General features: G+C 74.1%; 23 protein-coding genes. 14 read left to right on the plus strand and 9 right to left on the minus strand.

Annotation, left to right across the window (positions count from 1 at the left end):
- Nucleotides 1-172: 172 nt before the first annotated feature.
- A complete protein-coding gene (locus C8E97_RS30270; RefSeq protein WP_121008996.1) occupies nucleotides 173-988 on the plus strand; it encodes a MerR family transcriptional regulator in 816 nt (271 codons plus the stop codon).
- Between the two features lie 39 nt (nucleotides 989-1,027).
- Here the strand turns inward: C8E97_RS30270 and C8E97_RS30275 are convergent, their stop codons facing one another.
- The 3 genes from C8E97_RS30275 to C8E97_RS30285 are packed head-to-tail and all read right to left on the minus strand — an operon-like array spanning nucleotide 1,028 to nucleotide 1,647.
- Nucleotides 1,028-1,213: a DUF397 domain-containing protein gene (locus C8E97_RS30275; RefSeq protein ID WP_121008998.1), complete on the minus strand. Its 186-nt coding sequence runs from the start codon at nucleotides 1,211-1,213 to the stop codon at nucleotides 1,028-1,030.
- A gap of 29 nt (nucleotides 1,214-1,242) precedes the next feature.
- Nucleotides 1,243-1,428, minus strand: a complete 186-nt coding sequence (locus tag C8E97_RS30280) for a DUF397 domain-containing protein (protein ID WP_246019269.1) — start codon at nucleotides 1,426-1,428, stop codon at nucleotides 1,243-1,245.
- A gap of 21 nt (nucleotides 1,429-1,449) precedes the next feature.
- On the minus strand, nucleotides 1,450-1,647 hold the full coding sequence (locus C8E97_RS30285) for a Scr1 family TA system antitoxin-like transcriptional regulator (protein WP_211347161.1): 198 nt from the start codon (nucleotides 1,645-1,647) through the stop codon (nucleotides 1,450-1,452).
- A 75-nt stretch (nucleotides 1,648-1,722) separates the two neighbouring features.
- On the opposite strand from C8E97_RS30285, the gene C8E97_RS30290 reads away from it, so the two are divergent.
- On the plus strand, nucleotides 1,723-1,974 hold the full coding sequence (locus tag C8E97_RS30290) for a hypothetical protein (protein WP_121009002.1): 252 nt from the start codon (nucleotides 1,723-1,725) through the stop codon (nucleotides 1,972-1,974).
- Here the strand turns inward: C8E97_RS30290 and recD2 are convergent.
- Nucleotides 1,965-4,136 carry an SF1B family DNA helicase RecD2 gene (recD2, locus tag C8E97_RS30295; protein ID WP_121009004.1) on the minus strand — a complete coding sequence of 724 codons (2,172 nt, stop codon included), beginning with the start codon at nucleotides 4,134-4,136 and terminating at the stop codon, nucleotides 1,965-1,967. The two genes, C8E97_RS30290 and recD2, sit on opposite strands and share 10 nt — an antisense overlap.
- A gap of 76 nt (nucleotides 4,137-4,212) precedes the next feature.
- On the opposite strand from recD2, the gene C8E97_RS30300 reads away from it, so the two are divergent.
- The 3 genes from C8E97_RS30300 to C8E97_RS30310 all read left to right on the plus strand — a co-directional run bounded on the left by C8E97_RS30300 (nucleotide 4,213) and on the right by C8E97_RS30310 (nucleotide 7,774).
- The gene (locus tag C8E97_RS30300; protein WP_121009006.1) at nucleotides 4,213-4,878 is read left to right on the plus strand and encodes a response regulator transcription factor; all 666 of its coding nucleotides are present in this window, start codon (nucleotides 4,213-4,215) and stop codon (nucleotides 4,876-4,878) included.
- The gene (locus C8E97_RS30305) at nucleotides 4,875-6,002 is read left to right on the plus strand and encodes a HAMP domain-containing sensor histidine kinase (RefSeq protein ID WP_246019270.1); all 1,128 of its coding nucleotides are present in this window, start codon (nucleotides 4,875-4,877) and stop codon (nucleotides 6,000-6,002) included. The genes C8E97_RS30300 and C8E97_RS30305 overlap by 4 nt, the downstream gene beginning before the upstream one ends.
- 440 nt (nucleotides 6,003-6,442) lie before the next feature.
- On the plus strand, nucleotides 6,443-7,774 hold the full coding sequence (locus C8E97_RS30310; RefSeq protein ID WP_121009008.1) for a DUF4153 domain-containing protein: 1,332 nt from the start codon (nucleotides 6,443-6,445) through the stop codon (nucleotides 7,772-7,774).
- On the opposite strand, the gene C8E97_RS30315 is transcribed toward C8E97_RS30310, so the two are convergent.
- Entirely contained in the window at nucleotides 7,683-8,585 is a 903-nt protein-coding gene (locus C8E97_RS30315) for an alpha/beta fold hydrolase (protein ID WP_170212038.1), read from the minus strand. The two genes, C8E97_RS30310 and C8E97_RS30315, sit on opposite strands and share 92 nt — an antisense overlap.
- Before the next feature lie 256 nt (nucleotides 8,586-8,841).
- Between C8E97_RS30315 and C8E97_RS30320 the strand changes: the two genes are divergently transcribed.
- The gene (locus C8E97_RS30320) at nucleotides 8,842-10,032 is read left to right on the plus strand and encodes a mechanosensitive ion channel family protein (RefSeq protein WP_246019271.1); all 1,191 of its coding nucleotides are present in this window, start codon (nucleotides 8,842-8,844) and stop codon (nucleotides 10,030-10,032) included.
- A 60-nt stretch (nucleotides 10,033-10,092) separates the two neighbouring features.
- Nucleotides 10,093-10,536, plus strand: coding sequence for a hypothetical protein (locus tag C8E97_RS30325; protein WP_147455274.1), 444 nt, complete (start codon nucleotides 10,093-10,095; stop codon nucleotides 10,534-10,536).
- 187 nt (nucleotides 10,537-10,723) lie between these two features.
- On the opposite strand, the gene C8E97_RS30330 is transcribed toward C8E97_RS30325, so the two are convergent.
- Complete coding sequence (locus C8E97_RS30330) at nucleotides 10,724-13,972, minus strand: S8 family serine peptidase (protein WP_121009014.1); 3,249 nt, start codon at nucleotides 13,970-13,972, stop codon at nucleotides 10,724-10,726.
- Between the two features lie 279 nt (nucleotides 13,973-14,251).
- Here C8E97_RS30330 and C8E97_RS30335 point away from each other — a divergent pair, with 279 nt between their 5' ends.
- A complete protein-coding gene (locus tag C8E97_RS30335; protein ID WP_121009016.1) occupies nucleotides 14,252-15,061 on the plus strand; it encodes a hypothetical protein in 810 nt (269 codons plus the stop codon).
- A gap of 376 nt (nucleotides 15,062-15,437) precedes the next feature.
- Entirely contained in the window at nucleotides 15,438-17,087 is a 1,650-nt protein-coding gene (locus C8E97_RS30340; protein WP_121009018.1) for an FAD-binding dehydrogenase, read from the plus strand.
- A 222-nt stretch (nucleotides 17,088-17,309) separates the two neighbouring features.
- On the opposite strand, the gene C8E97_RS30345 is transcribed toward C8E97_RS30340, so the two are convergent.
- Nucleotides 17,310-20,048, minus strand: a complete 2,739-nt coding sequence (locus tag C8E97_RS30345; RefSeq protein ID WP_121009020.1) for an AfsR/SARP family transcriptional regulator — start codon at nucleotides 20,046-20,048, stop codon at nucleotides 17,310-17,312.
- Between the two features lie 155 nt (nucleotides 20,049-20,203).
- Between C8E97_RS30345 and C8E97_RS30350 the strand changes: the two genes are divergently transcribed.
- The 5 genes from C8E97_RS30350 (at nucleotide 20,204) to C8E97_RS30370 (ending at nucleotide 24,209) form a co-directional block, all read left to right on the plus strand.
- Nucleotides 20,204-20,644: a hypothetical protein gene (locus C8E97_RS30350; RefSeq protein WP_246019273.1), complete on the plus strand. Its 441-nt coding sequence runs from the start codon at nucleotides 20,204-20,206 to the stop codon at nucleotides 20,642-20,644.
- Nucleotides 20,645-20,646: 2 nt separating this feature from the next.
- On the plus strand, nucleotides 20,647-22,377 hold the full coding sequence (locus C8E97_RS30355) for a PPE domain-containing protein (RefSeq protein WP_121009022.1): 1,731 nt from the start codon (nucleotides 20,647-20,649) through the stop codon (nucleotides 22,375-22,377).
- Entirely contained in the window at nucleotides 22,374-23,138 is a 765-nt protein-coding gene (locus tag C8E97_RS30360) for an ESX secretion-associated protein EspG (RefSeq protein ID WP_121009024.1), read from the plus strand. The genes C8E97_RS30355 and C8E97_RS30360 overlap by 4 nt, the downstream gene beginning before the upstream one ends.
- Before the next feature lie 61 nt (nucleotides 23,139-23,199).
- Nucleotides 23,200-23,748, plus strand: a complete 549-nt coding sequence (locus C8E97_RS30365; RefSeq protein WP_211347162.1) for an NAD(P)H-dependent oxidoreductase — start codon at nucleotides 23,200-23,202, stop codon at nucleotides 23,746-23,748.
- Entirely contained in the window at nucleotides 23,745-24,209 is a 465-nt protein-coding gene (locus C8E97_RS30370; RefSeq protein ID WP_121009028.1) for a flavin reductase family protein, read from the plus strand. The genes C8E97_RS30365 and C8E97_RS30370 overlap by 4 nt, the downstream gene beginning before the upstream one ends.
- A gap of 77 nt (nucleotides 24,210-24,286) precedes the next feature.
- Here the strand turns inward: C8E97_RS30370 and C8E97_RS30375 are convergent, their stop codons facing one another.
- Both C8E97_RS30375 and C8E97_RS35020 read right to left on the minus strand, forming a co-directional pair.
- Entirely contained in the window at nucleotides 24,287-26,131 is a 1,845-nt protein-coding gene (locus C8E97_RS30375) for an FAD/NAD(P)-binding protein (RefSeq protein ID WP_281275483.1), read from the minus strand.
- Nucleotides 26,128-26,268 carry a hypothetical protein gene (locus C8E97_RS35020; RefSeq protein WP_170212040.1) on the minus strand — a complete coding sequence of 47 codons (141 nt, stop codon included), beginning with the start codon at nucleotides 26,266-26,268 and terminating at the stop codon, nucleotides 26,128-26,130. Before C8E97_RS35020 ends, C8E97_RS30375 begins: the two co-directional genes overlap by 4 nt.
- Nucleotides 26,269-26,554 lie beyond the last annotated feature (286 nt).

A 26,554-nucleotide genomic window follows, 5' to 3' on the forward strand; every position in this document is an offset into this window, starting at 1 on the left:
GAGTCGGAGGATGGGGCAAAACCGGCGCGGCGCGCACCCGCCAACCGGCTGTACCCACGCTTGTGGGTGATAGTTGTGCCGCCCGCACCAGGGGCGGAGGGACATCCGGCGCAACTGTTGACCCTGCCCTTGGGGCACGTCCCAGGCTTCGACACCGGAGGAGGGGGTGGGGATGGCGGACCGGTTGCTCGGCACCGGCGAGTTCGCGCGGCGCAGCAGGCTGTCGCTCAAGGCGCTGCGCCTGTACGAGCGGCAGGGCCTGCTGACGCCCGCGTCGGTCGACCCGGCCAACGGCTACCGCCGGTACGGCGAGGACCAGCTGGCCGACGCGCGGTTGGTGCGGTCGCTGCGCAGGCTGGACATGCCGCTGGCGGTGGTCGGCCGGATCGTCGCCGCGCCGTCCGGCGAGCGGGCGGCGCTGCTGGCGGCGTACTGGTCGGGGGTCGAGCAGCGGTTCGCCGTGCAGCGCGACCTCGCCGCCCACCTCCACGTGGTGTTGACCGGAGGGAAGGGGTTGTCGGAGATGTACGAGGTGAAGCAGCGGGACGTGCCGGGGTGCGTCGTGCTGGTCGAGCAGCGGCACGTGCTGCAACCGGCGTTGTCGGAGTGGATCGGCGAGGCGATGGGTCGGCTGGAGAAGACCGCGCGCGCGTACGGCGGGGTGTCGGGCGACTGCCTGTCGATCTACCACGGGGAGGTGAGCGAGGACAGCGACGGGCCGGTGGAGGTGGCGGTGCCGATCGCGGTGGCCGCACCGCCCGCCGAGGCGGCGGCGAGGGTCGAGCCGGCGCACCGCGAGGCGTACCTGACGCTGCGCAAGCGGGAGGTCGAGTACCCACAGATCGCGTCGGCGTACGACGCGGTGTCGGCGTGGGTGGAGGCCAACGGCCACACCGTCGCCGGGTCGCCGCGCGAGGTGTACTTCACGGACTGGGACGCGGCCGGGCCGGACGACGAGGTCTGCCACATCGCGTACCCGATCAAGTGATTTCGTGGCCCGCCGGGACCTCTTCGGGGTTCCGGCGGGCTACTTCCGCAACTCGCGCAGGAACGCCCCGAACGCCCGCGCCGACACGCTGATGTGCCCGCCGGCCCGGTTCTTGGTGTCCCGCACCGCGAAGAACCCCGGCACCACGGCCACCTCCACACACGTGCCGGCGTTCTCGGTGAAGCTCGATGTCTTGAACCAGGCAGCGGAGAAGTCCGGGATCATGACGGGACCACCTCTCACGGTCAGGCGCACTACTTCCGCAACGTACGCACCAACGCGGCGAACGCCCGCGCCGACACGCTGACGTGCCCACCATCCCGATGCTTGCTGTCCCGCACCGCGAAGAACCCCGGCACCGCAGCCACCTCCACACACGTGCCGCTGCCGTCGGTGCGGCTCGACGTCTTGAAGACGGCGGTGGAGAAGTCCGGAGTCATGGCAGGGACCACCTTCCCGAGTCAGGCGTAGTCCTCGGCGACGGCCAGGATGAACCTTCTCGATTGTTCCACCCCGAGCGCATCGGCGGTAAGGCCGCCCCACAGGTCCGAGTAGTCGTTGACCTCCTGCTTGCCGTCCAGGTAGTCGGCATCGTGCAGGTTCTCGACGTAGACCATCTCCAGGTCCGGCGACGAGGTGGTCGGGGCCGGGATGCTCACCTAGGTACACGCTAGCGACTGATCAGGGAAGTCCATCCCGATTCGACCCCGGACCATCCGAAAGGGGACATCGCCATGCCTTCTCCCGCCCGCGACGCGACCCACGACCAGTGCCACCCACCGCGCGAGTGGCTGCTGCGCTGCTCCGACCCCGACCACCGCCCGGCCGTCTGCTCGATCGGCGTCACCGACGGGATCGTGGAGGTCTGGCTGGACGAGCGCACGATGATCAGCCTGGAGGGCGACGAGATCGACCGGTTCCGCGCGTCGTTCGCCGACGCCGCCGCCCTCGCCGCCGAAGACCGCGCCCACCCCGCTCAGGCGTGACGCAGCCGGTGGTCCAGTGCCGTGTGGCGTCGACCGGCGCCCACGGTGCGCACCGCCTGCCCGATCGCCTTGCGCGACCCGACCAGCACGACCAGCTTCTTGGCCCGCGTGACGGCCGTGTACAGCAGGTTCCGCTGCAACATCATCCAAGCACTGGTGGTGATTGGAATGACCACGCACGGGTACTCACTGCCCTGTGAGCGATGAATCGTCATGGCGTAGGCGTGGGTCAGCTCGTCCAACTCGCCGAACTCGTAATCCACGGACTCATCCTCGTCCGTCCGCACGGTCAACTTCTGCTCCACGACGTCGATCCCGGTGACGATGCCGAGCGTGCCGTTGAAGACCCCGTTCTCGCCCTTGTCGTAGTTGTTCCGGATCTGCGTCACCTTGTCGCCGACGCGGAACACCCGACCGCCGAACCTGCGTTCCGGCACGTCCCTCGCCGACGGCGTCAGCGCTTCTTGGAGCACGACGTTCAGCGCGCCCGCCCCGGCCGGCCCCCGGTGCATCGGCGCGAGCACCTGGACGTCCGTGCGCGGGTCCAGGCCGAACCTGCGCGGGATGCGGCGCGCCACCACGTCGACGGTCAGCGTCGCGGCCTCCTCCGCCTCCTCCACCGGGAACAGGAAGAAGTCCGGCAGGCCCTGGACCAGCGGGTAGTCGCCCGAGTTGATCCGGTGGGCGTTGGTCACGACGCCGGACTGCTGCGCCTGCCGGAAGATGTGCGTGAGGCGGACGTTCGGGATCGGGCTGCCCTCGGCGAGGACGTCCCGCAGCACCTCGCCCGCGCCCACGGACGGCAACTGGTCGACGTCGCCCACCAGCAGCAGGTGCGCGCCGGGCGCGACCGCCTTCACCAGTTTGTTGGCCAGCAGCAGGTCCAGCATCGACGCCTCGTCCACCACCACCAGGTCCGCGTCCAGCGGGCGGTCCCTGTCGTAGGCCGCGTCGCCGCCCGGCTTCAGCTCCAGCAGCCGGTGCACCGTGCTCGCCTCGTGCCCGGTCAGCTCGGTGAGCCGCTTCGCGGCCCGCCCGGTCGGCGCGGCGAGCACCACCTTGGCGCGCTTCGCCGCCGCCAGCCGCACGATCGACCGGACGGTGAAGCTCTTGCCGCAGCCCGGCCCGCCGGTGAGCACCGCGACCTTGCGGGTCAGCGCCAGCTTGACGGCGTCGCGCTGCTTGTCCTCCAGCGACGCGCCCAGCCACGCGAACGCGCGGTCCCAGTCGACGTCCGCGAACGCGGGCATCCGCTCGGCGTCGGTGCGCAGCAGCCTGGTCAACTGGCCCGCCAGCGAGATCTCCGCCCGGTGGAACGGGATCAGGTACACCGCCGCCTCGCCGTCCGGCATGACCTCCCGCACCACGCCCTCCTCGGCCACCAGCTCCGCCAGGCAGTCGATGACCAGCCCGGTGTCGACCTGGAGGATCTTGATCGCGTCGCCGATGAGCTGGTTCTCCGGCAGGAAGCAGTCGCCGTTCCCGGTCGCCTCGGACAGCGTGAACTGGAGGCCCGCCTTGACCCGCTGCGGGCTGTCGTGCGGGATGCCGACGGCCTTCGCGATGGTGTCCGCCGTCCGGAAGCCGATGCCCCACACGTCGGTGGCCAGGCGGTAGGGCTCCTGGCGGACGACGTCGATCGACTTGTCGCCGTACTGCTTGTAGATCCGGACGGCCAGCGACGTCGACACGCCGACGCCCTGGAGGAAGACCATGACCTCCTTGATGGCCTTCTGCTCCTCCCAGGCGGCGGCGATGAGCTTGGTCCGCTTCGGACCGAGCTTGGGCACCTCGATGAGCCGTTCCGGCTGCCGCTCGATGACGTCGAGCGCGTCGACGCCGAAGTGCGTGACGATCCGGTCCGCGAGCACCGGGCCGATGCCCTTGATCAGGCCGGAGCCCAGGTAGCGGCGGATGCCCTGGACGGTCGCGGGCAGGACGGTCGTGTAGTCGTCGACGTGGAACTGCTTGCCGTACTGCGGGTGCGAGCCCCACCGGCCGCGCATCCGGATCGACTCGCCGGGCTGCGCGCCGAGCAGCGCGCCCACGACCGTGACCAGGTCGCCGCCCCGGCCGGTGTCGACGCGGGCGACCGTGTACCCGGTGTCCTCGTTGGCGAACGTGATCCGCTCCAGCACCGCTTCCAGGACCGCTTCCGCCACGGGTACACCGTAGCCTCCACAGGACGTTCACAACTCGCACCGGACCTCTCCACCCCTTCCACATAGAGTCGGCCGCATGACACGCCGGGTTCTGGTGGTCGAGGACGACCTGACCATCGCCTCGTCCGTGGCCGCACGGCTGCGCGCGGAGGGGTTCGAGGTCGAGCTGGCCCACGACGGTCCGTCGGGGGTGGCGAAGGCCGGTGACGCCGACCTCGTGGTGCTCGACGTGATGCTGCCGGGGTTCGACGGGCTGGAGGTGTGCCGGCGCATCCAGGCCGACCGGCCGGTGCCCGTGCTGATGCTGACCGCGCGGGGCGACGAGACGGACCTGCTGGTCGGCCTCGCGGTCGGGGCGGACGACTACCTGACCAAGCCGTTCTCCATCCGGGAGCTGGCCGCGCGCGTGCACGCGCTGCTGCGCCGGGTCGACCGCGCGGCCGTGCCGTCCGCGCGGATCGCGCTCGCGGACCTGGAGATCGACCTGGCGGAGCGCCGGGTGCTGCGCGGTGGCGAGGAGGCGCACCTCACACCGACCGAGTTCGAGCTGCTGGTGTACCTGGCGGAGCGGCCGCGGGCCGTGCAGTCGCGGGAACGCCTGCTCAACGAGGTGTGGGGCTGGCACGACGGCACCGGGACGCGGACCGTGGACAGCCACGTCAAGGCGCTGCGGCGCAAGTTGGGCACGGACCTGATCCGGACCGTCCACGGGATCGGCTACGCGTTGGAGGTGCCGCGGTGAAGATCGCGCGGACCACGCGGGCGGCGCTGGACGCGGTGGCGGACTACACGTCGCTGCCGCGCCCGCTCGACCCGGTGCGGTCGATCAAGCTGAAGCTGTGCATCCTGCTCGTGTCGTCCGGCGCGGTGGGGTACGCGTACTTCTGGTCGCAGATCGGGTGGCTGCCGGTCGGCACCACGATCGGGGCGCTGGTGTGCGCGCTGGTGACGTCGCAGTTCCTGGCGCACGGGATGACCAGGCCGCTGCGGGAGATGACGGCGGCGGCGCGGGCCATGCGGCGCGGCGACTACAGCCGGCGGGTGCGCGCCACGGCTCGGGACGAGGTGGGCGAGCTGGCGGGCGCGTTCAACCAGATGGCGGACGACCTGGCGGAGGCGGACCGGCGGCGGCGGGAGCTGATCGCCAACGTGTCGCACGAGCTGCGCACGCCCATCACGGCGTTGCAGAACGTGCTGGAGAACGTGGTCGACGGGGTCGCCGAGCCCGACGCGCGGACCATGCGGACTGCGTTGGCGCAGACCGAGCGGCTGGGCCGGCTGGTCACCGAGTTGCTCGACCTGTCGCGCATCGACGCCGGGGCGCAACGGCTGGAGCTGGCCGAGTTCCCCGTCGAGCCGCTGCTGGCCGAGGTCGTGGCGGAGGCGTCCGCCGCCGCGCGCGGGGTGCGGTTCGCGGTCGACGTGCGGCCACCGGGTGCGACCGCGGTCGCCGACCGGGCCCGGCTGCACCAGGTGGTGGTGAACCTGCTCGACAACGCGGCGCGGCACGGGCCGGCCGGTGGCGAGGTGCGGGTGACGGCGACGGTCGGGGCGGAGCTGGTGCTGGAGGTCGCCGACGACGGGCCGGGCATCGCGCCCGAGGACCGGGAGCGGGTGTTCGAGCGGTTCACGCGGGGGGAACGGGCCGGTGGCGGTGGCACCGGGCTCGGGCTGAACATCGCGCGGTGGATCGTCGACCTGCACGGCGGCAGCATCGCGGTGGTGGACGGTCCGGGGTGCCGGATCCGGGCCGCGCTGCCGGCGCGCCCCAGTGGTCAGGACTTCGGCGGTCAGGACGTCGGTGGGCACGAGGCCCGTGGTGCCTGGCCCGGTGCGGGGGCGGGTGCCTTGCGCGAGGTGACCTGACCAGCCGCCGCCGAGGGGTGGCCGGTGCCGAACAAGCCCGGTGCCGCGCCGGCCGGGTACGGGCAGAGGCCGGGTCCGGAACAGGCCGGGTGCGGAACAGGCCCGGTACTGAGCAGCCCCCGGCTTCCATCCTGCCAGGGACCACCGACAGTTCCGGGCGCAAGAGCTGAGACGCAGCCCCGCCGACCAACCCGCCCCCGCCGACCAGCCTCCAGCCGACCGACCCGCCCCAGCCGACCGGGCCGGGCCGCGCTGAGCAGCCCCCGACTTCCATCCTGCCAGGAGCCACCGACAGTTCCGGGCGCAAGAGCTGAGACGCGGCCCCGCCGACCGGCTCCGCCGACCGACCCCGCCCACCGACCGGTCCTTGACCGTCCCACTCCCTGAAGACCGCCGGCCCTCGCCGCCGGCGCGATGAACCGTGCCCGGAGGCCGAGCCGATGTCACCCAACCGCGTGTTGCTCACCAGTGTCGTAGCCGGGGTCGCGGCGGCCGTGCTGGTGCCGCTCGACCGGCCCGGCGTCGGGTGGGCGCCGGCCGCCCTCGCCGTGTTCCTGCTGCTCGGCAAGGTCCGCCTCGGCTGGGCCGTCGCCGCGGTGGCGTTGTTCGGCACCGGGGCGCTGGTGGCCGCCGAGTGGTTGTTCGCCCTCTGCGCGATCGCCGGGTGCGCGGCCGCCTCGCTCGCCGTCGTCGGCGGCGTGACCGCGCGCGGCCTGCTGTTCGGCTCCGTCGCCGTGCCCGCGGCCGCGTTGCGCGCCGTCCCCTGGCTCGCCAAGGGCCTGCGGGCCGGTGGTGGGTCGCCGATGGTCCGGCCGGTGCTGGTGACGGTCGGTCTGCTGGTCGTCTTCGTGCCCCTCCTGGCCGGCGCCGACGCCGCGTTCGCCGACCTGCTCGGCGCGCTCGTGCCCGACGGGTCGCTGGTGGAGCCGGTCGTCCTCTTCCTGGTCGTCGGGCTGACGACGACCGCCGCCCGCTTCCTCCGCGCCGCGCCGCCCGAGCTGGACGGCACGCCGACCGTCCCGCGCACCATCGCCCGCCGCGACTGGGTGCTGCCGGTCGGCGCGCTGGTCGTGCTGTTCGCCGCGTTCGTCGGGGTGCAGGTCACCACGCTGTTCGGCGGGGACGACCACGTCCTGCGCACCGCCGGCCTCACCTACGCCGAGTACGCGCGGAGCGGGTTCTGGCAGTTGCTGGCCGTCACGCTGCTCACCCTCGGCGTCATCGCGGTCACCGCGCAGCTCGCGGAGGTCGGCACCCGGACCGACCGCACCTGGCTGAGGGCGCTGCTCGGCGCGCTGAGCGTCCTCAGCCTGGTCATCGTCGCGTCCGCGCTCGCCCGGATGTGGGCCTACCAGCAGGCGTACGGGTTCACGGTGCTCCGCGTCCTGGTCGCCACGTGCGAGCTGTGGCTCGGCGTCGCCTACCTGCTGGTGCTCGCCGCCGGCGTCCGGCTGGACGGCCGGTGGCTCGCGCGGGCGGTCCTGGGCGCCGGGTTCGCCGCGCTGGTCGGGCTCGCGGCGCTCAACCCGGAGCGGTTCATCGCCGAGCGGAACATCGCGCGGTGGCAGGAGAGCGGCCGGATCGACCTCGACTACCTCACCGGGCTCTCCGACGACGCCGTGCCCGCCATCGCGACGCTGCCGGACGCCCTGCGGGACTGCGTGCTGCGGTACCGGAGGGTCAAGGACGACGATTGGCGCTCGTGGAACCTGGCCCGGAGCCGGGCGCGGGAGGTTCCTCGGTCGGAGCAGCCGACGCGGTGTGCGCGGTGACGTGCTCCGCCACCAGCTCCGCGAGTTCGCCGGCGTGCGTCACCGGCGCCCAGTGCCCGGCGTCGACGGCGCGCCGGCGCAGGTCCGATGCCCAGTCTCCGACGTTCTCCAGCACGCCCGCGGTCACGAAGTCGTCCCGGAGCAGGTGCACGAGCTGGACCGGAACGTCCGTCCGGCGCTCGCGCGGCGACCGGAGGCGCGGGATGAAGTTCGCCCGGTACAAGGACATGCCTTGGACGGCATCGTCCACAATGGTCGGTGCGACGTACGCGCGGGGTCCGGCGATCCCGCGCAGCACCCGGCCCCAGCGCGGAGCGACGAACCGCCGCATCACGAACGGCGCGACGAACGGCACGTGGAACGCCACGACGTACCACGAGCGCAACCACTGCTTGAGGTGCGCCGCGCTCGGCCGCCGCCGCGTCCAGTGCCCCACGTGGTCCAGGCACGGACCGGAGATCGACGTGTAGGAGGCGATCCGCGCGCCCGGTGTCGTGACCGCCTCCCACGACTGGATCGAGCCCCAGTCGTGCCCGACGACGTGGGCGGGCGATCCGGGGCTCACCGCCTCGATGACCGCGAGCAGGTCCCTGGCCAGCACGGGCAACCGGTACGCGGCCAGGCCGCTCGGCCTGCCGGACGCGCCCGCGCCCCTCACGTCGTAGGTGACGACGTGGAACCGCTCCGCGAGGACGTCCGCCATGCCGTCCCACACGCGGTGCGTGTCCGGGTAGCCGTGCACCAGGACGACGGTCGGCGCGGACCGGTCCCCGCGCTCGTGCACGGACAACCGCACGCCATCGGACTCCACGAACACGTTTCCTCCGCTACAGGTCGACCACGAGCCGGTCACCGGCCGGGTGGGAGCACAGATCCGGACACCGCCACCTTGCCCTTGTCCCGGCCGTCCCGCCGGCCCCGGTACGGGCGGTGGAGCCCCCGCGCGGGTTCGGCGCCGTGTCGGCGGGTTCGGCGCGGTGTCCGTGAGGAAGGTCGCCGCGCGAATGGCCGAGCCGCCGCTCGGGTACGGGTGGAGGACGTGTCCCGAGACGAGGAGGTGCCTTTCCGTGCTCGTCGCAGCTCTCACGTTCGCCGGGTCGGTGCTGGTCGCGCTGGTGGTCGTGACGCTGGTGCACCGCGTGGTCCGCCGGCTCGGCAGGCGGTCGGACCTGTTCGCCGGGCTGGCCCGCCACGCGCACCGCCCGGCGCTCGTGGTCGCGGTGCTGGTGGCCGTGCAGTTCTCGCTGGGCGTGGCCGCGCGCGGCGAGTGGCGGCCGGCCGCCCTGCACGCGGTCGGGATCGCGCTGATCCTGGCCGGCGCGTGGCTGCTCGCCGCGCTGCTGGTGGTGGCCGAGGACGCCACGCTCGCGCGGATCCGGGTCGACGTGTCGGACAACCGGCACGCGCGGCGCGTGCACACCCAGATCACGCTGGTGCGGCGGGTGACGGTGGTCATCGTCGGCGTGCTGGCCGCCGCTGCCGTGCTGATGACCTTCCCCGGCGCGCGGGCGGCGGGCACCAGCATCCTCGCGTCGGCCGGTGTCATCGGCGCGATCGCCGCGTTGGCGGCGCAATCGCTGCTGGGGAACGTGTTCGCGGGCGTGCAGATCGCGTTCAGCGACGCCCTGCGGCTGGACGACGTGCTGGTCGTCGAGGAGCAGTGGGGACGGGTCGAGGACATCACGCTGACCTACGTGGTCATGCACTTGTGGGACGACCGGCGGCTGATCCTGCCGACGTCGTACTTCCTGAAGACCCCGTTCGAGAACTGGACGCGCACCCAGTCGGCGCTGCTCGGCACGGTCGAGCTGGACGTCGACTGGACCGTGCCGGTGGAGGACCTGCGGCAGGAGCTGCGGCGCGCCCTGGAGGCGGGCGACCTCTGGGACGGCCGGGTGTGCGTCGTGCAGGTGACCGGGGCCGTCGGGTCGTTCGTGCGGATCCGCGCGCTGGTGAGCGCCACCGACGCCGGGCGGCTGTGGGACCTGCGGTGCGTCGTGCGCGAACACCTCGTCGGCTGGCTGCGCACGCGGCACCCCGAGGCGTTGCCGCAGGTGCGGGTGCACGACCTGCCCCGCGCCACGACCGGCGCGGGCTACCGCGCGTCCGACGCGGACCGGGGTGTCGGCGGTGCGGACCACCGGCCGGTCGGCCCGGACCGCCCCCTCGCCGACGCGGACAACCGGGTGTTCGGCGAGAGCGCGGACGGCCAGGAGCGGGTGCAGGCGTTCAGCGGGCCCGACCAGCGCGCCGACTGACGCAACCTCCCGCACCGGTGGTTCCGTCCTGGTGTCGTGGCGCGTTCGGGAGGGGTGCGGATGGGACGGCTCGCGACGAAGTGGCTGTGCGTGGCGGTGTGCCTGTGCGTGCCGGCGACCGGCTGCGCCCCGAAGGCGGAGACCGGCACCGCGCCGGTCGGTGTGGCGACGCTCCCTGCCGACCAGCGGACGAACAGCCCGCAGGCGGTTTCGCGGGCACCGGCGCCCGCCCAGCTCAGCCCCCACGGCAAGGACGTCCTCGTCAGGGCGCGGCGGGACGGTGTGACGCGCGTCGTGCTGGTGATCTCGACCGACACCGGCGCGACCGAGCGGACCGCGACCGCGCTGCGCGAGCTGGGCGCGGTGGTGGAGGCGGCCGACGCGTCCGTCGGCTACCTCCGGGCGTCGGTGGCACTGGACGACGTCCAACGTGCGGTCGCCGCCGAGGGCGTGCGGCAGGTCGACGTCGAAGAGCCCCTGAGCGCGACCGACCCGACACCCTGACACCCCGACACCCCGACACCCGCTACCGCCCCCGCGCCGCGAGGCCGCGTCGGGTTGTCGCGCCTCATTTCCCGCCGATCACGCTTTTCGATCGGCGGGAAATGAGGCGCGATGGCCCGACTTCATGGCGGCCGAGCCCGCCGCCTGCGAAGCAGCGGCCATCCAACACAGCCATCCAACACAGCAATCAAACGCCCACGTTCTGCACGATCACCGAGCCGCGGCCCACGACCGCACCCCCGGAGGTCTGCACGGTCAGCTCACCGCGCAGCACGCGGCCCGCACCGGCCTGGCCGGTGGCGGTCACCACGCTCGGCACGGTCCACGTCGCGCCGGCGGTGCGCGCGGCGTCGCTGTCCGTCACCGCCACGGTGCCCAGGCCGGCCACCGCGTAGACGTCGATGTAGTCGTACTCCGTGGTGCCGGTGGGCACCGCGTAGCCGTCCACCCGCACGCGCCACAGGCCCGCGGCCGGGGCGTCCACCGTCACCGACTCCTCCGAGTCGCCGTCCGCCGACTGGGCCGCCTGCGCGCACGTGCCGGACGTGCAGTCGAACACGGTCAGGTCGAGGTCGGCCGAGATGTCACCGGTCCGGCCGATGGCCGCCCGCAGCGACGTGGCACCCGCCGGGACGGTCACGTCGTAGTGCTGCGCCGCGCCCTGGGCGATGGACGGGCGGCCCTGCTTGGCGCTGTCCAGCGCACCCCCGACGAGCTTGCCGGTGAACGCCGCCAGGCTGTTGGTCACCGCGTACTCGCGGTCGAGCCCGACACCGACCCGCGCCGACGGGATGGTGTCCGGGTCGGGGCTGACCGAGGTGCCCAGCACCGACGCCGTCACGGTGTACGGCGTGGCGTCCGCGTCGGACGTGCGGCGCGACTCGACCACGATCTCCCACACGCCCGGCACCGGGTTGGCGACGGTGCGGCTCGTCGGCGAACCGCCCGCGCAGCCCGCGCCCGCGTCCGGGTGGTAGCAGTTGGTGGACGAGGTCACGTCGGCCGGCACGCCGTACGGGTCGTAGCGCAGGAACCGGACCTGGCCCTTGCCCGCCTCGGGGCCGCCGCCGGCCAGGTCGACCTTCAGCGCGCTGGTGCCCACCGGCACCCGCACGAAGTGGTTGTGCGACTGGTTGCGCGGGATGGTGCCGGTCTTGGTGACCGCGAACTTGTTCGCCGCGGTGAACTCCTCCGCCGCGAACACCGTGTTCAGGGTGAGCGCGTCGACGCCGCGCGTGGCCGGGTTGTCCAGCTTGAGCACCGCGGAGTGCGCGCCCGCCTTGGTGGGCTTGACCTTCACGTCGAACTTCACCGGCGCGTTCAGCGGCAGGCTGACGGCGGACCGGGACGAGAACGTCCCGTCGTTGCCCTGCCAGTGCACCAGGAACTGCTGGTTGCGGTTCGGGCCGGTGGTGCGGGTCAGGGTGTAGGTCCGCACGTACTCCTTGCCGATCGCGACGCCCTCGCGGTCGTGGATGCCCACGCCCGTGTTCGGGGTGGCCAGCAGCGGCGACAGCGCGGTGTTCACGGTGACCGACGTGGTGACGGCCTGCGTGTTCGGGTGGGCGTTGAGCAGGTCCCACGAGCGCTTGACGTCGAACAAACCGGCGCCCTGCTCGTACGCCTTGAGCGACGAGACCCACTTCGCGCCGGACCGGATGGCGGTGCGCAGGTCGCGGGCGTTCGGGCGCTCGCCGTTGTGCTCGGCCTTGTACGCGCCGACGAGCAGCGCCGCCGCGCCGGTGGCCTGCGGTGCGGCCATCGACGTTCCGTTCAACATGGCGTAGCCGGCGGGCAGCGCGTAGGTCCCGGCGACGGGGCCGGGCACCTGCCACTGCGGCACGGTCGAGATCGCCGAGCCGGGCGCGACGATGTCCGGCTTGAAGCCGCCGTCCTCCCGCGGACCGCGCGAGGAGAAGCCGTGCAGGCCCTCGCGCTGCGCGGTGACCGAGCCGTAGTTGGACAGCCAGGTGTCCTTGGTGATGTACGACCCGACGCTGACCGCGTCCGTCGCCACCGACGGGTCGCCGACGGTGTTCGCGCCCGCGCCGCTGTTGCCGGCGGAGATGAAGATCTGCACGTTGTACTCGGCGATGGTGCGGTTGTACAGCTCCGCGCGCGCGTTGTTGCCGTCGTTCAGCGCGGGCAGCCCGCCGATGGAGATGTTCACGACGTCCGCGCCGTTGCGCGCCGCGTACAGCACGCCGTCGATCAGGCCCGACGCCGTGCACGACGGGGTCGCCAGGCAGACCTTGACCGCCATCAGCTTCGCGCCGGGCGCGGCGCCGGTCATCCGGCCGCCGAACAGCTTGTCGGCGGCGGTGATGCCCGCGACGTGCGTGCCGTGCGCGGCGGCCGAGATGCCGATGTTGACGTACGCGGTGCCCGCGTTGTCGTAGATCGAGCGGTCGGTCTGCACCACGAACGGCACGGTGTCCAGCACCGGGGTGGCCGGGTCGTCGACGCCGAAGTGGCCGACGTCCTTCTTGTACTTGTAGTCGATCATCGGGGCCTGGTCGGTGAAGTCGCCGTCACCGTCCACGTCCACGCGGACTTCCTTGGTGGTGACGTCCTGGAGGACGCCGAACGCGTCCGCCCGGTCGCCGTCGCGGTTGATGTCGCCGCCGGTCTCGCTGTTGGCCAGGCCCAGGTCGCCCGAGGTCTCGGAGAACACGCCGATGCTGAACGGGCCGCCGGTCGCGGGCGCCTGGTAGGTCCGGCCCTGATGGGTGAACCTGCCGTTGTGCCGCCCCGAGACCTGGACCCAGGTGCCGTCGCCGGAGTCCGTGGCGTTGGCGTTGTACCAGTCGACGATCTTGCGCTCACCGGTCGACGTGGTGGCCAGCGCCGGGTGGTCCAGGTCGATGCCGGTGTCCAGGATCGCGATGGTCGTGCCGCGCCCGTCCCACCGGCGGTGCTCGTCGGTGAACTGCGCCGCCTTGGTGTCCTCGATCGGCAGGTAGGGGTTCTTCTTGGGCGTCTTCGCGCCCGGCGCGGGCTGCGGCAGCGGCGAGGTCGCGCCCTCGGGGCGCGGGTCGTCCAGCGCCACCAGGCCGTCGACGTCCACGGCGCGCACGGAGGCCAACCCGGCGGCCTTCTCGGCGTTGTCGCGGGGCACGGAGACCTTGAGGTACGACACGTCCCGCTCGGTCGACTCGACGACGCCGCCGAGGGCCTTCAGGTCCGCCTCGGCGGAGTCCAGCTCGCCCTCCTCGGCCGCGACCAGCAGGGTCACGGTGTCCTGGCCGGCGCGCTCGGCCGCGGCCAGGTGTTCCCGGTCCTGCTTGTCGAGCCCCTTGTCGGCGGGCGCGGGCGCGGTCGGCGCCTCCTGCGCGACGGCCGGAGCGGCGGCGAAGCCGAACCCAGTCGTGCCCAGTACGGCGGCCAGCAAGGCCGCACTGGTGCGGTGTCTCCACCGGCTTGCTGAGTTGTTCACGGCGCAAACCCTTCTAGGGGAAAGAGTGGCGCAAGCACATCTCCCCCGGTCCGGCCGGACAATCATGCGAACAGCGCAATAGGAGGGTCCACATTGGACTGAACGGGGTATTGCGCGGGCCGGCGCGCGGCGGCGCGCCTGCCGGGTACCCCGGTCGCGCCCCCGGTCAAGGGCCGACCGGCCGGAATGCCGAACACTGTCAACCGTCAACCACCGACCGGGTGCCGGCGCGGGTGATGAATCGCCGACCGGCGCGATCGCGAGGACACTGGTGGCATCGTGGACTCCGCACCTGTCGACCGGGTAGCCGACGAGCTGTACGCCCTGCCGCCGGCGCGGTTCGTCGCGGCCAGGGACGCCCACGCCCGCGCCGCGCTGGACCGGGGCGACAAGGCGCTCGCGAAGGAGATCTCCGCGCTGCGCAAGCCGACGGTGGCCGCGTGGGCGCTGAACCAGCTCGCCCGCTACCGGGCGGCGGAACTGGCCGAGGCGGTCGCGCTGGGCGATCAGCTGCGGGCCGCGCAGGAGGGGCTGCGCGGCCGGGAGCTGCGGGAACTGGGCGCGCGGCGGCGGGTGGTCGTCGGCGCGCTGGTGCGGCTGGCCGAGGCGCTGGCGGTGGACCGCGGCACGCCGCTCGGGTCGGACGCGGTGCAGCAGGTGCGCGCCACGCTGACGGCGGCGCTGGCGGACGCCGTGCTGGCCGCGCGCATCCGGGCCGGGCGGCTGGTCCGACCGGTCGAGCAGTCCGGGTTCGGCCCGCTGAGCGAGCGGGCCACGCCGGTCCGCGACGACCTGGCGCCCCGGCGCGAGCGGCGGCGCGAGCGCAAGCTGGCCCAGGCCAGGGACGAGATCACGGCGGCGCGGACCGAGGTGGAGGCGGCCGACTCGGCGGTGACCGAGGCCGAGGCGGCGCTGGCCGAGCGGGAGGACCACGCGGAGTCGCTGCGGGCCGAGTTGCGGCGCGCGCAGCAGGCCGCGCAGGAGGCGTCGACCCGCGTCGCGCGGGCGAAGCGCCGGGCCGCCACCGCGCGCGAGAAGCTGACCGGCGCGGAGGCGCGCATGACCGAACTGCGTGGCGACTCCGTGTAGTGACCCTGGACACGACGGGAACGCGTGTGGTATGCCGCTCGTTCTACTCCTGGTCGGCTCGCGGTCGCCGCCCGGACGTCAGGACCCACCAAGCGCCCCCTCCCCCCTGGGCGCGCGGCAGGCCCTCTCCCCGAGGCGTCGCTGGGCGCCCGCACCAGTCGGCCGCCGTCGGCCGGACGGAAACACCCCCTCGCCGAACGGCCGGCGGCCCCCACCGCAGCGGCGCGCGCGTCACCCGACGTGGCGTGCGCGCCGCGTCGACCCCTCCCCGCCGGGACCCTTCCGATCCCGCTCGCCGGTAACCCGGTCGGGACGTCCGGGAGCGGATTCCACTCGACCCTCGTCCACGACGGCCGCCGCCCACTAGACTTGGTCGATGGACGCGGATGTCATCGTCGTCGGCGCGGGTCTGGCCGGGCTCGTCGCCACCGCCGAACTCGCCGACGCGGGCCGCAGGGTCATCCTGCTCGACCAGGAGCCGGCCGCCTCGCTGGGCGGTCAGGCGTTCTGGTCGTTCGGCGGCCTCTTCCTGGTCGACACGCCCGAGCAGCGCAGGCTGAAGGTCAGGGACTCCGCGGACCTGGCCCTCCAGGACTGGCTCGGCTCCGCCGCGTTCGACCGGGACACCGACCACTGGGCGCGCCGGTGGGCCGAGGCGTACGTGCACTTCGCCGCCGGCGAGAAGCGGAGCTGGCTGCACGCGCTGGGCATGCGCTGGTTCCCGTTCGTGCAGTGGGCCGAGCGCGGCGGGTACTTCGCGGACGGCCACGGCAACTCCGTACCCCGCTTCCACGTCACCTGGGGCACCGGACCCGCCGTCGTGGAGCCGTTCGAGCGCCGGGTGCGCGCCGCCGTCGCGGCCGGGCTCGTGCAGCTCAGGTTCCGGCACCGCGTCACGGGGCTCACCACGACCGGCGGCGCGGTCGACGGCGTGCGCGGCGAGGTCCTCGAACCCAGCACCGCCCGCCGGGGCGAGCCCAGCTCCCGGACCGGCGTCGACGACTTCGAGCTGCGCGCCCAGGCCGTCGTCGTCACGTCCGGCGGCATCGGCGCGAACCAGGAGCTGGTGCGCCGCAACTGGCCGGCGCGGCTGGGCGCACCGCCCGAGCACATGCTCTCCGGCGTGCCCGACCACGTGGACGGGCAGCTCCTCCAGGTGGTGCGGGAGGCGGGCGGCGACCTCGTCAACGAGGACCGGATGTGGCACTACCCCGAGGGCATCGCCAACTACGCGCCGATCTGGAACCGCCACGGCATCCGCATCCTGGCCGGCCCGTCCTCGCTGTGGTTGGACGCCACCGGTCGGCGGCTGCCGACGCCGCTGTTTCCGGGCTTCGACGCGCTCGGGGCGTTGGAGCACATCGTGCGGACGGGCCACGCGCACTCGTGGTTCGTGCTGAACCAGCGGATCATCGGCAAGGAGTTCGCGCTGTCCGGCTCCGAGCAGAACCCCGACCTGACGGGCAAGGACGTCCGGCAGGTGCTGCGGCGCGGGCTGCCCGGCGCGGTCGGCCCCGTGGACGAGTTCGCCAAGCGGTCCGAGGAGTTCGTCCTGGCGCGCACGGTCGCCGACCTGGCCGCCGGCATGAACAAGCTCACCGGCGCGGACCTGATCGACGCCGCCGCGCTGGAACGCCTGATCAAGGCGCGCGACCGACAGGTGATGTCGGGCCTGGGGAAGGACATGCAGGTCAACGCGATGCGCGAGGCCCGCCGCTTCCTGACCGACAAACTGATCCGCGTCGTCGAACCACACCCGCTGCTGGACCCGAAGGCGGGCCCGCTGATCGCCGTGCGCCTGTCCGTGCTGACCCGCAAGACGTTGGGCGGCCTGCACACCGACCTCTCCGGCCGCGTGCTGAAGGCGGGCGGCTCCCCGCTCGACGGCGTCTACGCGGCCGGCGAGGCGGCCGGCTTCGGCGGCGGCGGCCTGCACGGGTACCGCGCCCTGGAGGGCACCTTCCTGGGCGGCTGCCTGTTCTCGGGCCGAGTGGCCGGCCGAGCCGCCGCCCAGGCGGTCAAGTAGCCCGACACCTCGACGAACCGACTGCCGCCCACCCCGGAACCGGCGACGAAACACAACCACCGACGCAAGCACCGCCCGCCGCGTATTACCCGCGCGGTCGCTGTGCTGGGGTGGGGTTGCCTCGGCGGCCGGACCTGCCTCGGCTTGAGCGTGGGCCGCGGTCGTTGGGTCGGTGGAAGCAGTTGTGGGGTCCGGTGGCGCGGGGGTGGTGATGGGGTCGGGTCAGCCGGCGAGGGCTTTGGAGTCCAGTTTGCGGGCCAGTTCGTCCGCGTCCGACAGCCGCAGGCCGCGGTAGAGCAGGAGCGCGGTCAGCCAGTGCGGTGCCGCCGCCTCGCCGCTCTCCGACTGCTCCAGCGCGTCGCCGATCGCACGGTGGCACAGGGCCTCCTGGTAGCGGTCGCCCAGGCGTTCCGCCAGTGCCAGGCCCGCCCGGTAGGAGTCCAGCGCCTCCTCCAGCCTGCCCAGTTGCTGCAACGCCGAACCGACGGTGTGCAGGGTCGCGGTGTGCGCCTTCGACGGCGCGGCCGTCTGGAAGAGGTTCAGCGCCTCCGTCGCGTGCCGCAGCGCCTCCTCCGGCCGGCGCCGGCGCAGCAGCAGGTCCGCCAGGTTGTTCTGCACGCCGGCCTGCGTGCGCTTGTCACCGACCTCCCGCGCGACCTCCAGCGCCTCCAGGATCGTCTCCTGCGCCCGGTCCAGGCGGTCGTCGGCCATGAGGCAGTAGCCGAGGTTCGCGAGCGCCGCCAGTTCCAGGTGCCGGTCGCCGCCGGACAGCTCCGCCGCGCGCGTGCACGCGTCGATCGCCTCCTCGATCCGCCCCAGGTCGGCCAGCGTGGAACCCAGGCGCAGCAGGAAGGTGGCCTGCGCGTGCTCGTCGCCCAGGTCGCGGGCGGCCGACAGGCCGATGCGGCACAGCGCCAGCCGGTCGAGCCGGTTGCCGCGCCGGAAGTGGAACGCGTCCAGGCACAGCGCGAGCTGCCAGGTCCGCTCGCCCTCCCGGTTGGTGAGCGCGGTCTCCAGCGCCAGGCCCAGGTTCGCCTCCTCCAGCGTGAACCAGTCCAGCGCGGCGGCGTGGGACGGCAGTTCCGGGAAGCTCGCGGGCCGGTGCTCGGGCGGGCCGAAGGGCCGCACGTGGTCGGACAGGTGGGCACGGGCCGAGTCGGCGACCCACAGGTAGTAGTCCAGGAGCCGCCGCGTCGCCGCCGAAGTGTCCACTTCGGACTCGCCGGCCGCCAGGTGGTGGGTGAACAGCCGCACGAGGTCGTGCCGCGAGTAGCGGTCCGGCGTCGACTCGTGCAGCAGGTTCGCGTACGCCAGGGTCCGCAGGTGGGTCCGCGCGCTCACCACGTTGATGTCGAGCAGGGCGGCGGCGGTGTAGCTGTCGAGGTCCGTGCCGGGGTGCAGCCCGAGCCTGCGCAGCAGCCGCGCCGCGCCCTCCGGCAGTTCCCGGTAGCTCACGGCGAGCGCCGCGTGGACGCCGCGACCCGCCTCGGGCAGCTCCAGCGCCGACAGCCGGTGCTGCTCGTCGCGGAGTTCGTCCACCAGCGACTGGATGGTCCACCGCGGCCGGGACGCCAGCCGCGCTCCCGCGATCCGCAGCGCCAGCGGCAGCCGGTCGCACAGCTCGACCAGCTCGGCGACGGCTTCCGGCTCCTGGTCGATCCGGTGCCTGCCGAGCAGGGCCGCCAGCAGGTCCTCCGCGCTGTCCTCCGGCAACGTCTGCACGTGCAGGGCGGACGCGCCCTCGGTCACCACCAGGTCGTCCAGCCGGTGCCTGCTGGTGACCAGCACCAGGCAGCCGGCGGAGCCCGGCAGCAGCGGCCGGACCTGCTCGGCGGACCGGGCGTTGTCCAGGAACACCAGCACCCGCCGTCCGGCGAGCAGCGAGCGGAACTGCGCCGCCTGCGTCTCCAGGTCGGCGGCGATCTGCGAGTCGGTCAGCCCGAGCGCCCGCAGGAAGCCGATCAGCGCCGTGCGCGGGTCGAGCGGCTCGGTCTCGTCGAACCCGCGCAGGTTCACGAACAGCTGGCCGTCCGGGAAGTCCGCCGCCACCCGGTGCGCCCAGCGCAGCGCGAGCGCCGTCTTGCCGACGCCCGCCGGCCCGACCAGCAGCCCGATCGCCGAGTCGCCGCGCAGGCTCTCGGCGAGGTCGCACAGCTCGGGCTCGCGCCCGACGAACCCCCGGTGCTCGCGGGGCAGCTGGGCGGGCGCGTGGCCCCGCGGCTCGACGGGCACGGGCGCGGTGTCGCCCGCCAGCACCGCCTGGTACGCCTCGCGCAGCTCGGGACCGGGGTCGACGCCCAGTTCCTCCACCAGCTGCTCCCGCGTGCGGTGGAACAGCTCCAGCGCCTCGGCCTGCCGACCCGTCCGGTGCAGCGCCAGCACGAGCCGGGCGACGAGGGCCTCCCGCAGCGGGTGCGCGGCCACGGCGTCGCGCAGGCCCGACACGGCCTCGGCGGCCCGGCCGAGCCGGAACAGCCGCGTCGCCAGGTCCTGCACCGCCACCAGCCGCAGCTCCTCCAGCCGCGCCGACACGGCCTCCCGCACCGCCTCGCCGGGCACGTCGGCCAGCACCGGGCCGCGCCACAGCGCCAACGCGCTGGTCAGCAGCCCCACGGCGACCTCGTCGGCGGCGTCGCGCGCGGCGGCGACCAGGTCCTCGAACCGGAACACGTCCACCGCGTCCCGCTCGCCGGTGAGCGCGTAGCCGGGCGCGCGGGTGATCAGCGCCACACCGCCGGTCAGCACCTTGCGCAGTTGGGCGATATGTCCCTGGAGCGCGGCCTTCGCCTGCGGCGGCGGTGACCCGTCCCACACCAGGGACAGCAGTCGATCACCGGACACGACGCGGTTCAGCTCCAGCGCCAGCGCCGCCAGGACGGTGCGGCGCTTGGCCGCGCCCAGCCGAACAGCCCCGCCATCTGCGGAAACGAGTTCAACAGGGCCGAGCAGGTTCACCCGCATCCTGAAGACCTTTCGGCATCGTCACCCGTAGTGAGGCAGTTTCGCACAGTGGTCGCGCTCTCCGGCGCACCCGCATTGGCGCGACGTTGGGCGGGCGTTGGAGGGGAGGGTGAACCTGGATTTCGTCCAGCAGGCTGCCTTCGCGAGGGAATCCGGTGTACATCGTCGAAGCAGGGAATGAACAACAGGCCGCTCCCTTCGAAACCGGGCGGGTCACCGCCGAGGTCGCCAGGGTCGGCAAGCAGGTCCTCGCGTTGCAGGAGACGGTGAACTCCGGGCGGGTCACGCTCGACCCCGCGACCGGCGACGAGCTGCGCAAGATGCTGCTCGAACAAATCGACCAGGTCGACTCGTGGCTGGAGCGCGCCGGTCGGCTGGCACGTCCCGCGCCGCTGGGCGCGAACCCCGTCGGCGACCGGATGGCCGCCAAGTTCGAGCGCCGCGCCGAGGGCGACCCCGAGTCGTTCGTGGCCGTGATGACGGCGTACCGCGACGTCCTCCAGCAGACGCACGACTCGGTGCAGAGCGCGATCCGCAACTTCCTCGCCGTCGACGAGGCGCACGGCACCGAGCTGACCCGTCTGAAGGGCGAGTGATCATGGCCGAACAGTACGAGAGGGAGCCCGTCGAGGCCGAGCGGCGGCTGGTCGGCGGGCGCGTGACCGAGCAGCGCCCGGCCGTGGAGCCGATCGAGCCGCGCCCGGTGGAGCCCGCGACGCCCGTCCTCGACCTCGTCCTGACCGACACGCAGAACTGGGCGGCCCACACCCACCGCGAGCTGTACGACGCGGTCCACAACAACAACGACCCCGGCCAGACCGGCGAGATCGGCGCGGAGTGGGGCCAGTTCGGCACCGAGCTGACCGAGTCGGCGCGGGTGATCAACGAGCGCGTCGCCGCCACCGAGTCCGGCTGGACGGGCGAGGCCGCCGACAGCGCGCGCGCCGCGATCAAGAACCTGGCCTCGTGGATCACGGACACCGCCGTCACGGCGGTGGAGGTCGGCAAGCGGGTCCAGGACCAGAGCCGGATCATGGAGAACGCGCGGGCGAGCATGCCCGAGCCGGTCGAGTTCAGCTGGGACCAGGCCACCGGCGCGTTCACCGGCGGCGGGCTCCAGGGCTTCGTGACCTCGGCCGCCGACGTCCAGGCGGCGAACGACCAGGCGCGGGCCGCCCACGAGCAGGCCGTCCGGGTCATGACGACGATGGAGGCCGAGTCGCGCGCGGTCGACGAGTCGACCCCGCGGTTCACCGCGCCGTTCAACCCGGTGACCGGCCGCGTCGAGGAACCGCCGCAGATGATGATCGCCACGGCGGGCGCGCCCGCGCTGAGCGACGCGCTGGTGGCCGGCGTGCCCAGTGGCGCGGGCGGCGACACCACCAGGGTGTCGGCCGTCGCGGCCCAGGCGCCGGGCGCGCCGGTCGCGCCCGGCTACACCGTGCCGGGCGGCACCGCCGGCGGCTCGGGCGCGGGTCCGGGCGGCGGTTACGGCGGCGGGTACGGCGGCGTCACGCCGCAGGTGCCGGCCGCGTCCTACCGGCCGGAGGGCACGACGGCCGCCGCGGCGGCGGCTCGGGTGCCGGTGGCGAACAAGTACACCCCGCCGTCCTACCAGCCACCGTCCGGCGGCGGTGGCTACCAGCCGCCCGGCCCCGGCTACGTGCCGCCGGGGTACGTCCCGCCCGGCGGCGGTGGCGGCACCGGCAAGCAGCAGCCGCCGCCGTACAAGCCCGCGCCCCCGAACACGGTCATCCCGAAGCCGCCGAGCTTCGGGCCCGGCGGCGGCAAGGTCCCGCCCCCGTACATCCCGGCGGGCAGCCCCGGTATGCCGCCCCTCCCCGGTGGTGGTGGCGGCGGTGGGCAGTTCGGCGGCGGCGGCGGTGCCGGCGGTGGTGGCGGCGGCGGTGTGCCCCGCATCCCCGGTGCCGGCCCGATCCCCGCCGGCGCCTTCGGCGGTGGCGGCGGTGGTGGGTTCGGCGGCGCTGGGTTCGGCGGCGGTGCCGGCGGCGGTGGCGGCGCGGGCTTCGGCCCCACCGGCGGCCAGCTCGGCGCGGGCGGCTCGACCGGCGCGCTCGGCGCGGGCCCGCGCGGTCCGGTGCCCGGCGGCTTCAGCCCCGGCGTACCCGGCGGCGCGGCGGCGGCCGGCGCGCCGATGGGCGGCGCGCCGATGGGCGGCGCGGGCGCGGGCGGCCAGGGCGACCAGGACAAGGAACACCGCTCGGCCGCGTACATCCGCGGCGAGGACATCTTCGACGTGCCCGGCGAGAACCTGCCGCCGTCGGTGATCGGCGGCGCGAAGCCGAAGAAGAAGGGCGGTGACCAGTGATCGAGCCCGAGTTCCTGCTCTCCCCGCGCGAGCTGGACGTGGTCTGGCACGACCTGGGGCTGGGCCGCCTGCCGTACCCGCTGGACGTGCCGTCCCTCGGCGCGACCGGCGAGGAGCGGGCCCGCCTCCGCGCGGAGGTGCTGGCCGAGCTGGGTGAGCCGGACCCGCGGCTGGTGGACCTGCTGCGGCTGCTCGCCGACCACCGGCTCGCCGTGGACGCGGTCGCCCACCTCGACCGCCCGGTGCGGGCGGTCGCGGCCTCGGACCACCGCCGCGCCGTCCTGGCCGTCATCGACAGCGGCAAGGTGGGCCTGCTGGAGATCCGGCCCACCGCGCTGGCGCGGTCCATCGTGGAGGTCCTGCCGGACGGCGCACCCGGACCCGGCCACGCCCTGTCGCTGCGCCTGGAGACGCTCAACACCGCCGTCGCCCTCCAGCAGGAGCAGGACGCCGACGACGATGACGACCCGTGGGGCGGCGGCGAGCTGGACGAGCGCGAGGCGCTGCAGAAGGCGGGCCTGTCCCGCGAGGACGCCACGGTGGTCAGCGAGCTGGCGACCAGCCGGGTGGCCGGCGGCCAGTTCGGCGTGAGCGTCGGCGGCGGCTACCGCGCCACCAGGGCGGGCGTGCTCATCACCTGGTTCGACACCCACCAGGGCCGCTACCTGATGGTGCACGAGGACGGGTGGCTGAGCCTCGCGCCGACCGACAACGACCGCATCGCGACCAGGATCGCGTCGGTGCTGTCGGCGGTGGCGTAGCGGGCGTCCCGCCCGTTGGACGACCTTGAGCGGTGCCGGCGACGTTGGAATGCTCGGGGGCATGACCCAGCCACTCGTCGTCGGCACCCTGGTCGGCAACCCCCGTCCGGGTTCCCGGACGTTGCACGCGGCACGGGCCCTGAGCGAGGCGATCCGCCGGACGCTGACCGCGGCGGGCCGCGACACCGCCCAGGACGGGCCGCTGGTGGACGCGGCGCTCCTGGCCCCGGAGGTCTTCGCGCCGGGCTCGACGGCCGTGCCGGAGGCCCTGGAGACCCTGCGGCGGGCGGACGTCCTCGTCGTGGCGTCACCGACGTACAAGGCGACCTACACGGGCCTGCTCAAGGCCGTCCTCGACCGCGCGCCGGCCGACTGGCTGCGGGGCCGGACCGCCGTGCCGCTGCTGGTGGCCGCGGCCGACCGGCACGCGCTGGCCGTCGAGGTGCACCTCAAGCCGCTGCTGGCGGAACTGGGCGCGGCGGTGCCCGGTCGCGGCCTCTTCGTCGACGAGGCGCTGCTGAACGGCGACCCGGCCGACCTGGTCGACGTCCTGTCCGACCGGCTGGCCGAGGCGGGCTGGTCCGCCGAACCGGCGGGAGCGCTGCGATGACCGACCTGCGGACCGCGCTGCGCGACTTCCCCCAGGCGGTGGGCATCGTGACCGCCACCGGACCGGACGGCCCCGTCGGCGTGACGGTCAGCTCGTTCACCTCCGCCAGCCTCCACCCGCCGCTGATCGTGGTGTGGATCGGCGAGGGCGCGTCGGCGTGGCCGGTGCTGCGCACGGCCCCGCTGTTCGCCGTGCACCTGCTGCACGCCGGGCAGACCGCGCTGTCGGACCTGTTCGCGAAGTCCGGATCGGACCGGTTCGGGCCGGCCACCCGCTGGCGGTCCGATGTGGACGGTGTGCCGCACCTGCTGGACGCGCCGGTGCGCCTGCGCTGCCGGACGGCGCGGCGGATCTCGGTGGGCGACCACGTGGCGCTGGTCGGCGAGCCCCTGGAGATCGAGCACAGCGCGGGCAACCCGCCGCTGGTCCGCTTCCAGGGCCGCTACACCTCGGTGGCCTAGCGCCCGACCGGTCCACAACGGACGGTGCCGCCCACCGGGGCCGCGCACGCCCCGGTGGGCAGCGCCCGCACGGCGGCTCAGGCGACGGACTCGTCCACCGCCCCGGCCGCCAGGAAGTTCAGCACGGCCCGCGCCACCTGGTCGTTCTGCCGGAACGCCGGGTTGTCCGTCCTCGGCCGCGCGAAGGCGGCGTACGCCTTGTTGGTGGTGTACGGGCCGACCGCGAAGCGGCGCGCGTGCGGCACACCGGCGGCGTCCACGAGCCGGCTGTCCGACGCGTCCACGCGCACCAGCCCGTCGACCCCGGTGACGTCGCCCGCGGCGGCCAGCGACCGCAGCAGCGGGTCGGCGGTGCGCTCCAGGGCGTGCGTGGGCAGCCGGGCCTCGATCAGGCCGCGGGCCCGCACCTCGTGCCCCGGCACGCTGGCGCTCCCGGCCACGAAGAGGCCGTCCACGGCCGCCACCCGCACGTCCGCGCCCAGGAACGACACCACCCCGGCGCGGGCCAGCGCCAGCAGCTCCTCCAGCCGGTCCGGTGGCGGGCCGCTGGCGAAGTAGCTGAAGAAGCCGTGCCACCACCCGTCCTCGCCGGTGAGCCTGCCCGAGGCGGCCACCACCGCCAACTGCCCGTACACGCCCAGCAGGGCCAGGAACGCGCCGAGGTCCGCGCTGTGCTCGGCGGACGACCGCCGCGCGACGTCCGCCGCCACGTACTCCGCCAGGAACGCCTGGAACGCCTCGGGCGTCCCGAACACCCGACCGTCGATCGGCCGGTCGAGCCGCTCGAAGTCGATCCGGTCCGCCTCGCGCGGCACCGCCGCGCGCTCCAGCGCCCGCATGTCCTCGCTGTACCAGTCCAGCTCCGCGAACCGCGCCGAGAACTCGTCCCAGCCGGTCCGCACGCGGTCCGGGTGGCCGGTGAACAGCTCGCGGTAGTACCCGTACGCGACCTCCTTGGCCATCAGCGGCCAGGCGTGCGCCCGGAAGTCGATCCCACCCGGCACCGCCGTCAGCGCGGGTGCGACGAAGAACCGGGGCGGCTCGGGCGGTGCGCCCACCAGCCGGTACCCGGTCTTGGAGTGGTACGGCACCCCGCGCCGCGATCCCACGTGCAGCCGGGGCTCCCGACCGGAGGGCACGTAGGCCAGCCGCTCGCCGACCCCCGCTCCCGGCACCGGGACGAACGCCCCTCCGCGCCCCTCGCCCAGCAGCACCACCAGGTCGATGAACGCGAGCCCCATGCCCCGCACGACGACGTCCTCGCCCGGCCGCACCGCGGACAGGTCGACGTCCGCCGTGTAGCCGGGCGGCAGGTAGGTCAGGCCGTGCTCCTCCGCGTAGGCGGCCAACCACCGGTGCTCCGGGACCGGCTCGGCGTCCAGGTGGCCCAGCGCGAGCACCACCACGTCGGCCACCAGCGGCTCGGTCCGGTCGGCGAGCCAGACCCGCTGCCGCTGCCGGGAGGACCCGGTCAGCCGCACCGCCTTCGTCGCGTGCACGTGGACGGAGCTGCCGGGCGGCAGGCCGGCGACGGCCCGCTCGTGGAACCACTTCAGGTAGGCGCTCTGCACCCGCCGGCTGGGGAACGAGGTGGGCTCCAGCGCGGCCAGCTCGGCGCGCACGGCCGGGTCGAGGCCCACCGCGGGCACGTCGGCGGCCCACTGCGCCAGCGACGGTCCGGGCCGCACCGGTCCCGCGCACCGCACCGACTCGTCGGTGAACGCCGTGACGTCCTCGGCCATCGAGTTCATCCGCAGCAGCGGCGACTGCTCGTGCCGCCACACCCGGCCCGCGCCCGGCGGGAACGGGTCCACGAGGTGCACCTCCACCGGTCCGGCCAGCAGTTCCGGCGCGTTGGCGCCCATCCGCTCCAGCAGCCCCGACGCCCGCGGCCCGGCGCCCACCACGACGACGGTGCTCACCGCGCCCCCGCCGTGGTGCCGGCCCGCCGCCACGTCACGGGCGGCGGGTCGGGGACGACCGGCGTCGACCGGCGCGGCGGGGCGATCGCGGCGGAGGTTCGGACCGGTGGCGGCGGCAGCACGGCGGATGCGCTCATCAAGGCTCCAGGAAGCACGGGAGGACACGGGGAAGTGCCGCGTCCCTCAACGCCGCGTCGCGATCGTAGGCGCGCGGTCACGCGGGAAGTCAAGGGATTCCGGCATTTGGACCGCCGTCGAACCCCCGTTGACGCCCGCGCCTGCCGCTGCTCCACTGGAGTCGTGGGTTCCGTGCGGCTGGTCATCCGCGGCCACATCGACTTCGGTCGGGTGTGGTCCTCCTCCTGTTCGCGCTGACCGGCCGGCCGACACCGCGCGTCTCCCTCAACGCCGCAGGACGTCGGC

Source organism: Saccharothrix australiensis (assembly GCF_003634935.1).
Classification (GTDB): domain Bacteria; phylum Actinomycetota; class Actinomycetes; order Mycobacteriales; family Pseudonocardiaceae; genus Actinosynnema; species Actinosynnema australiense.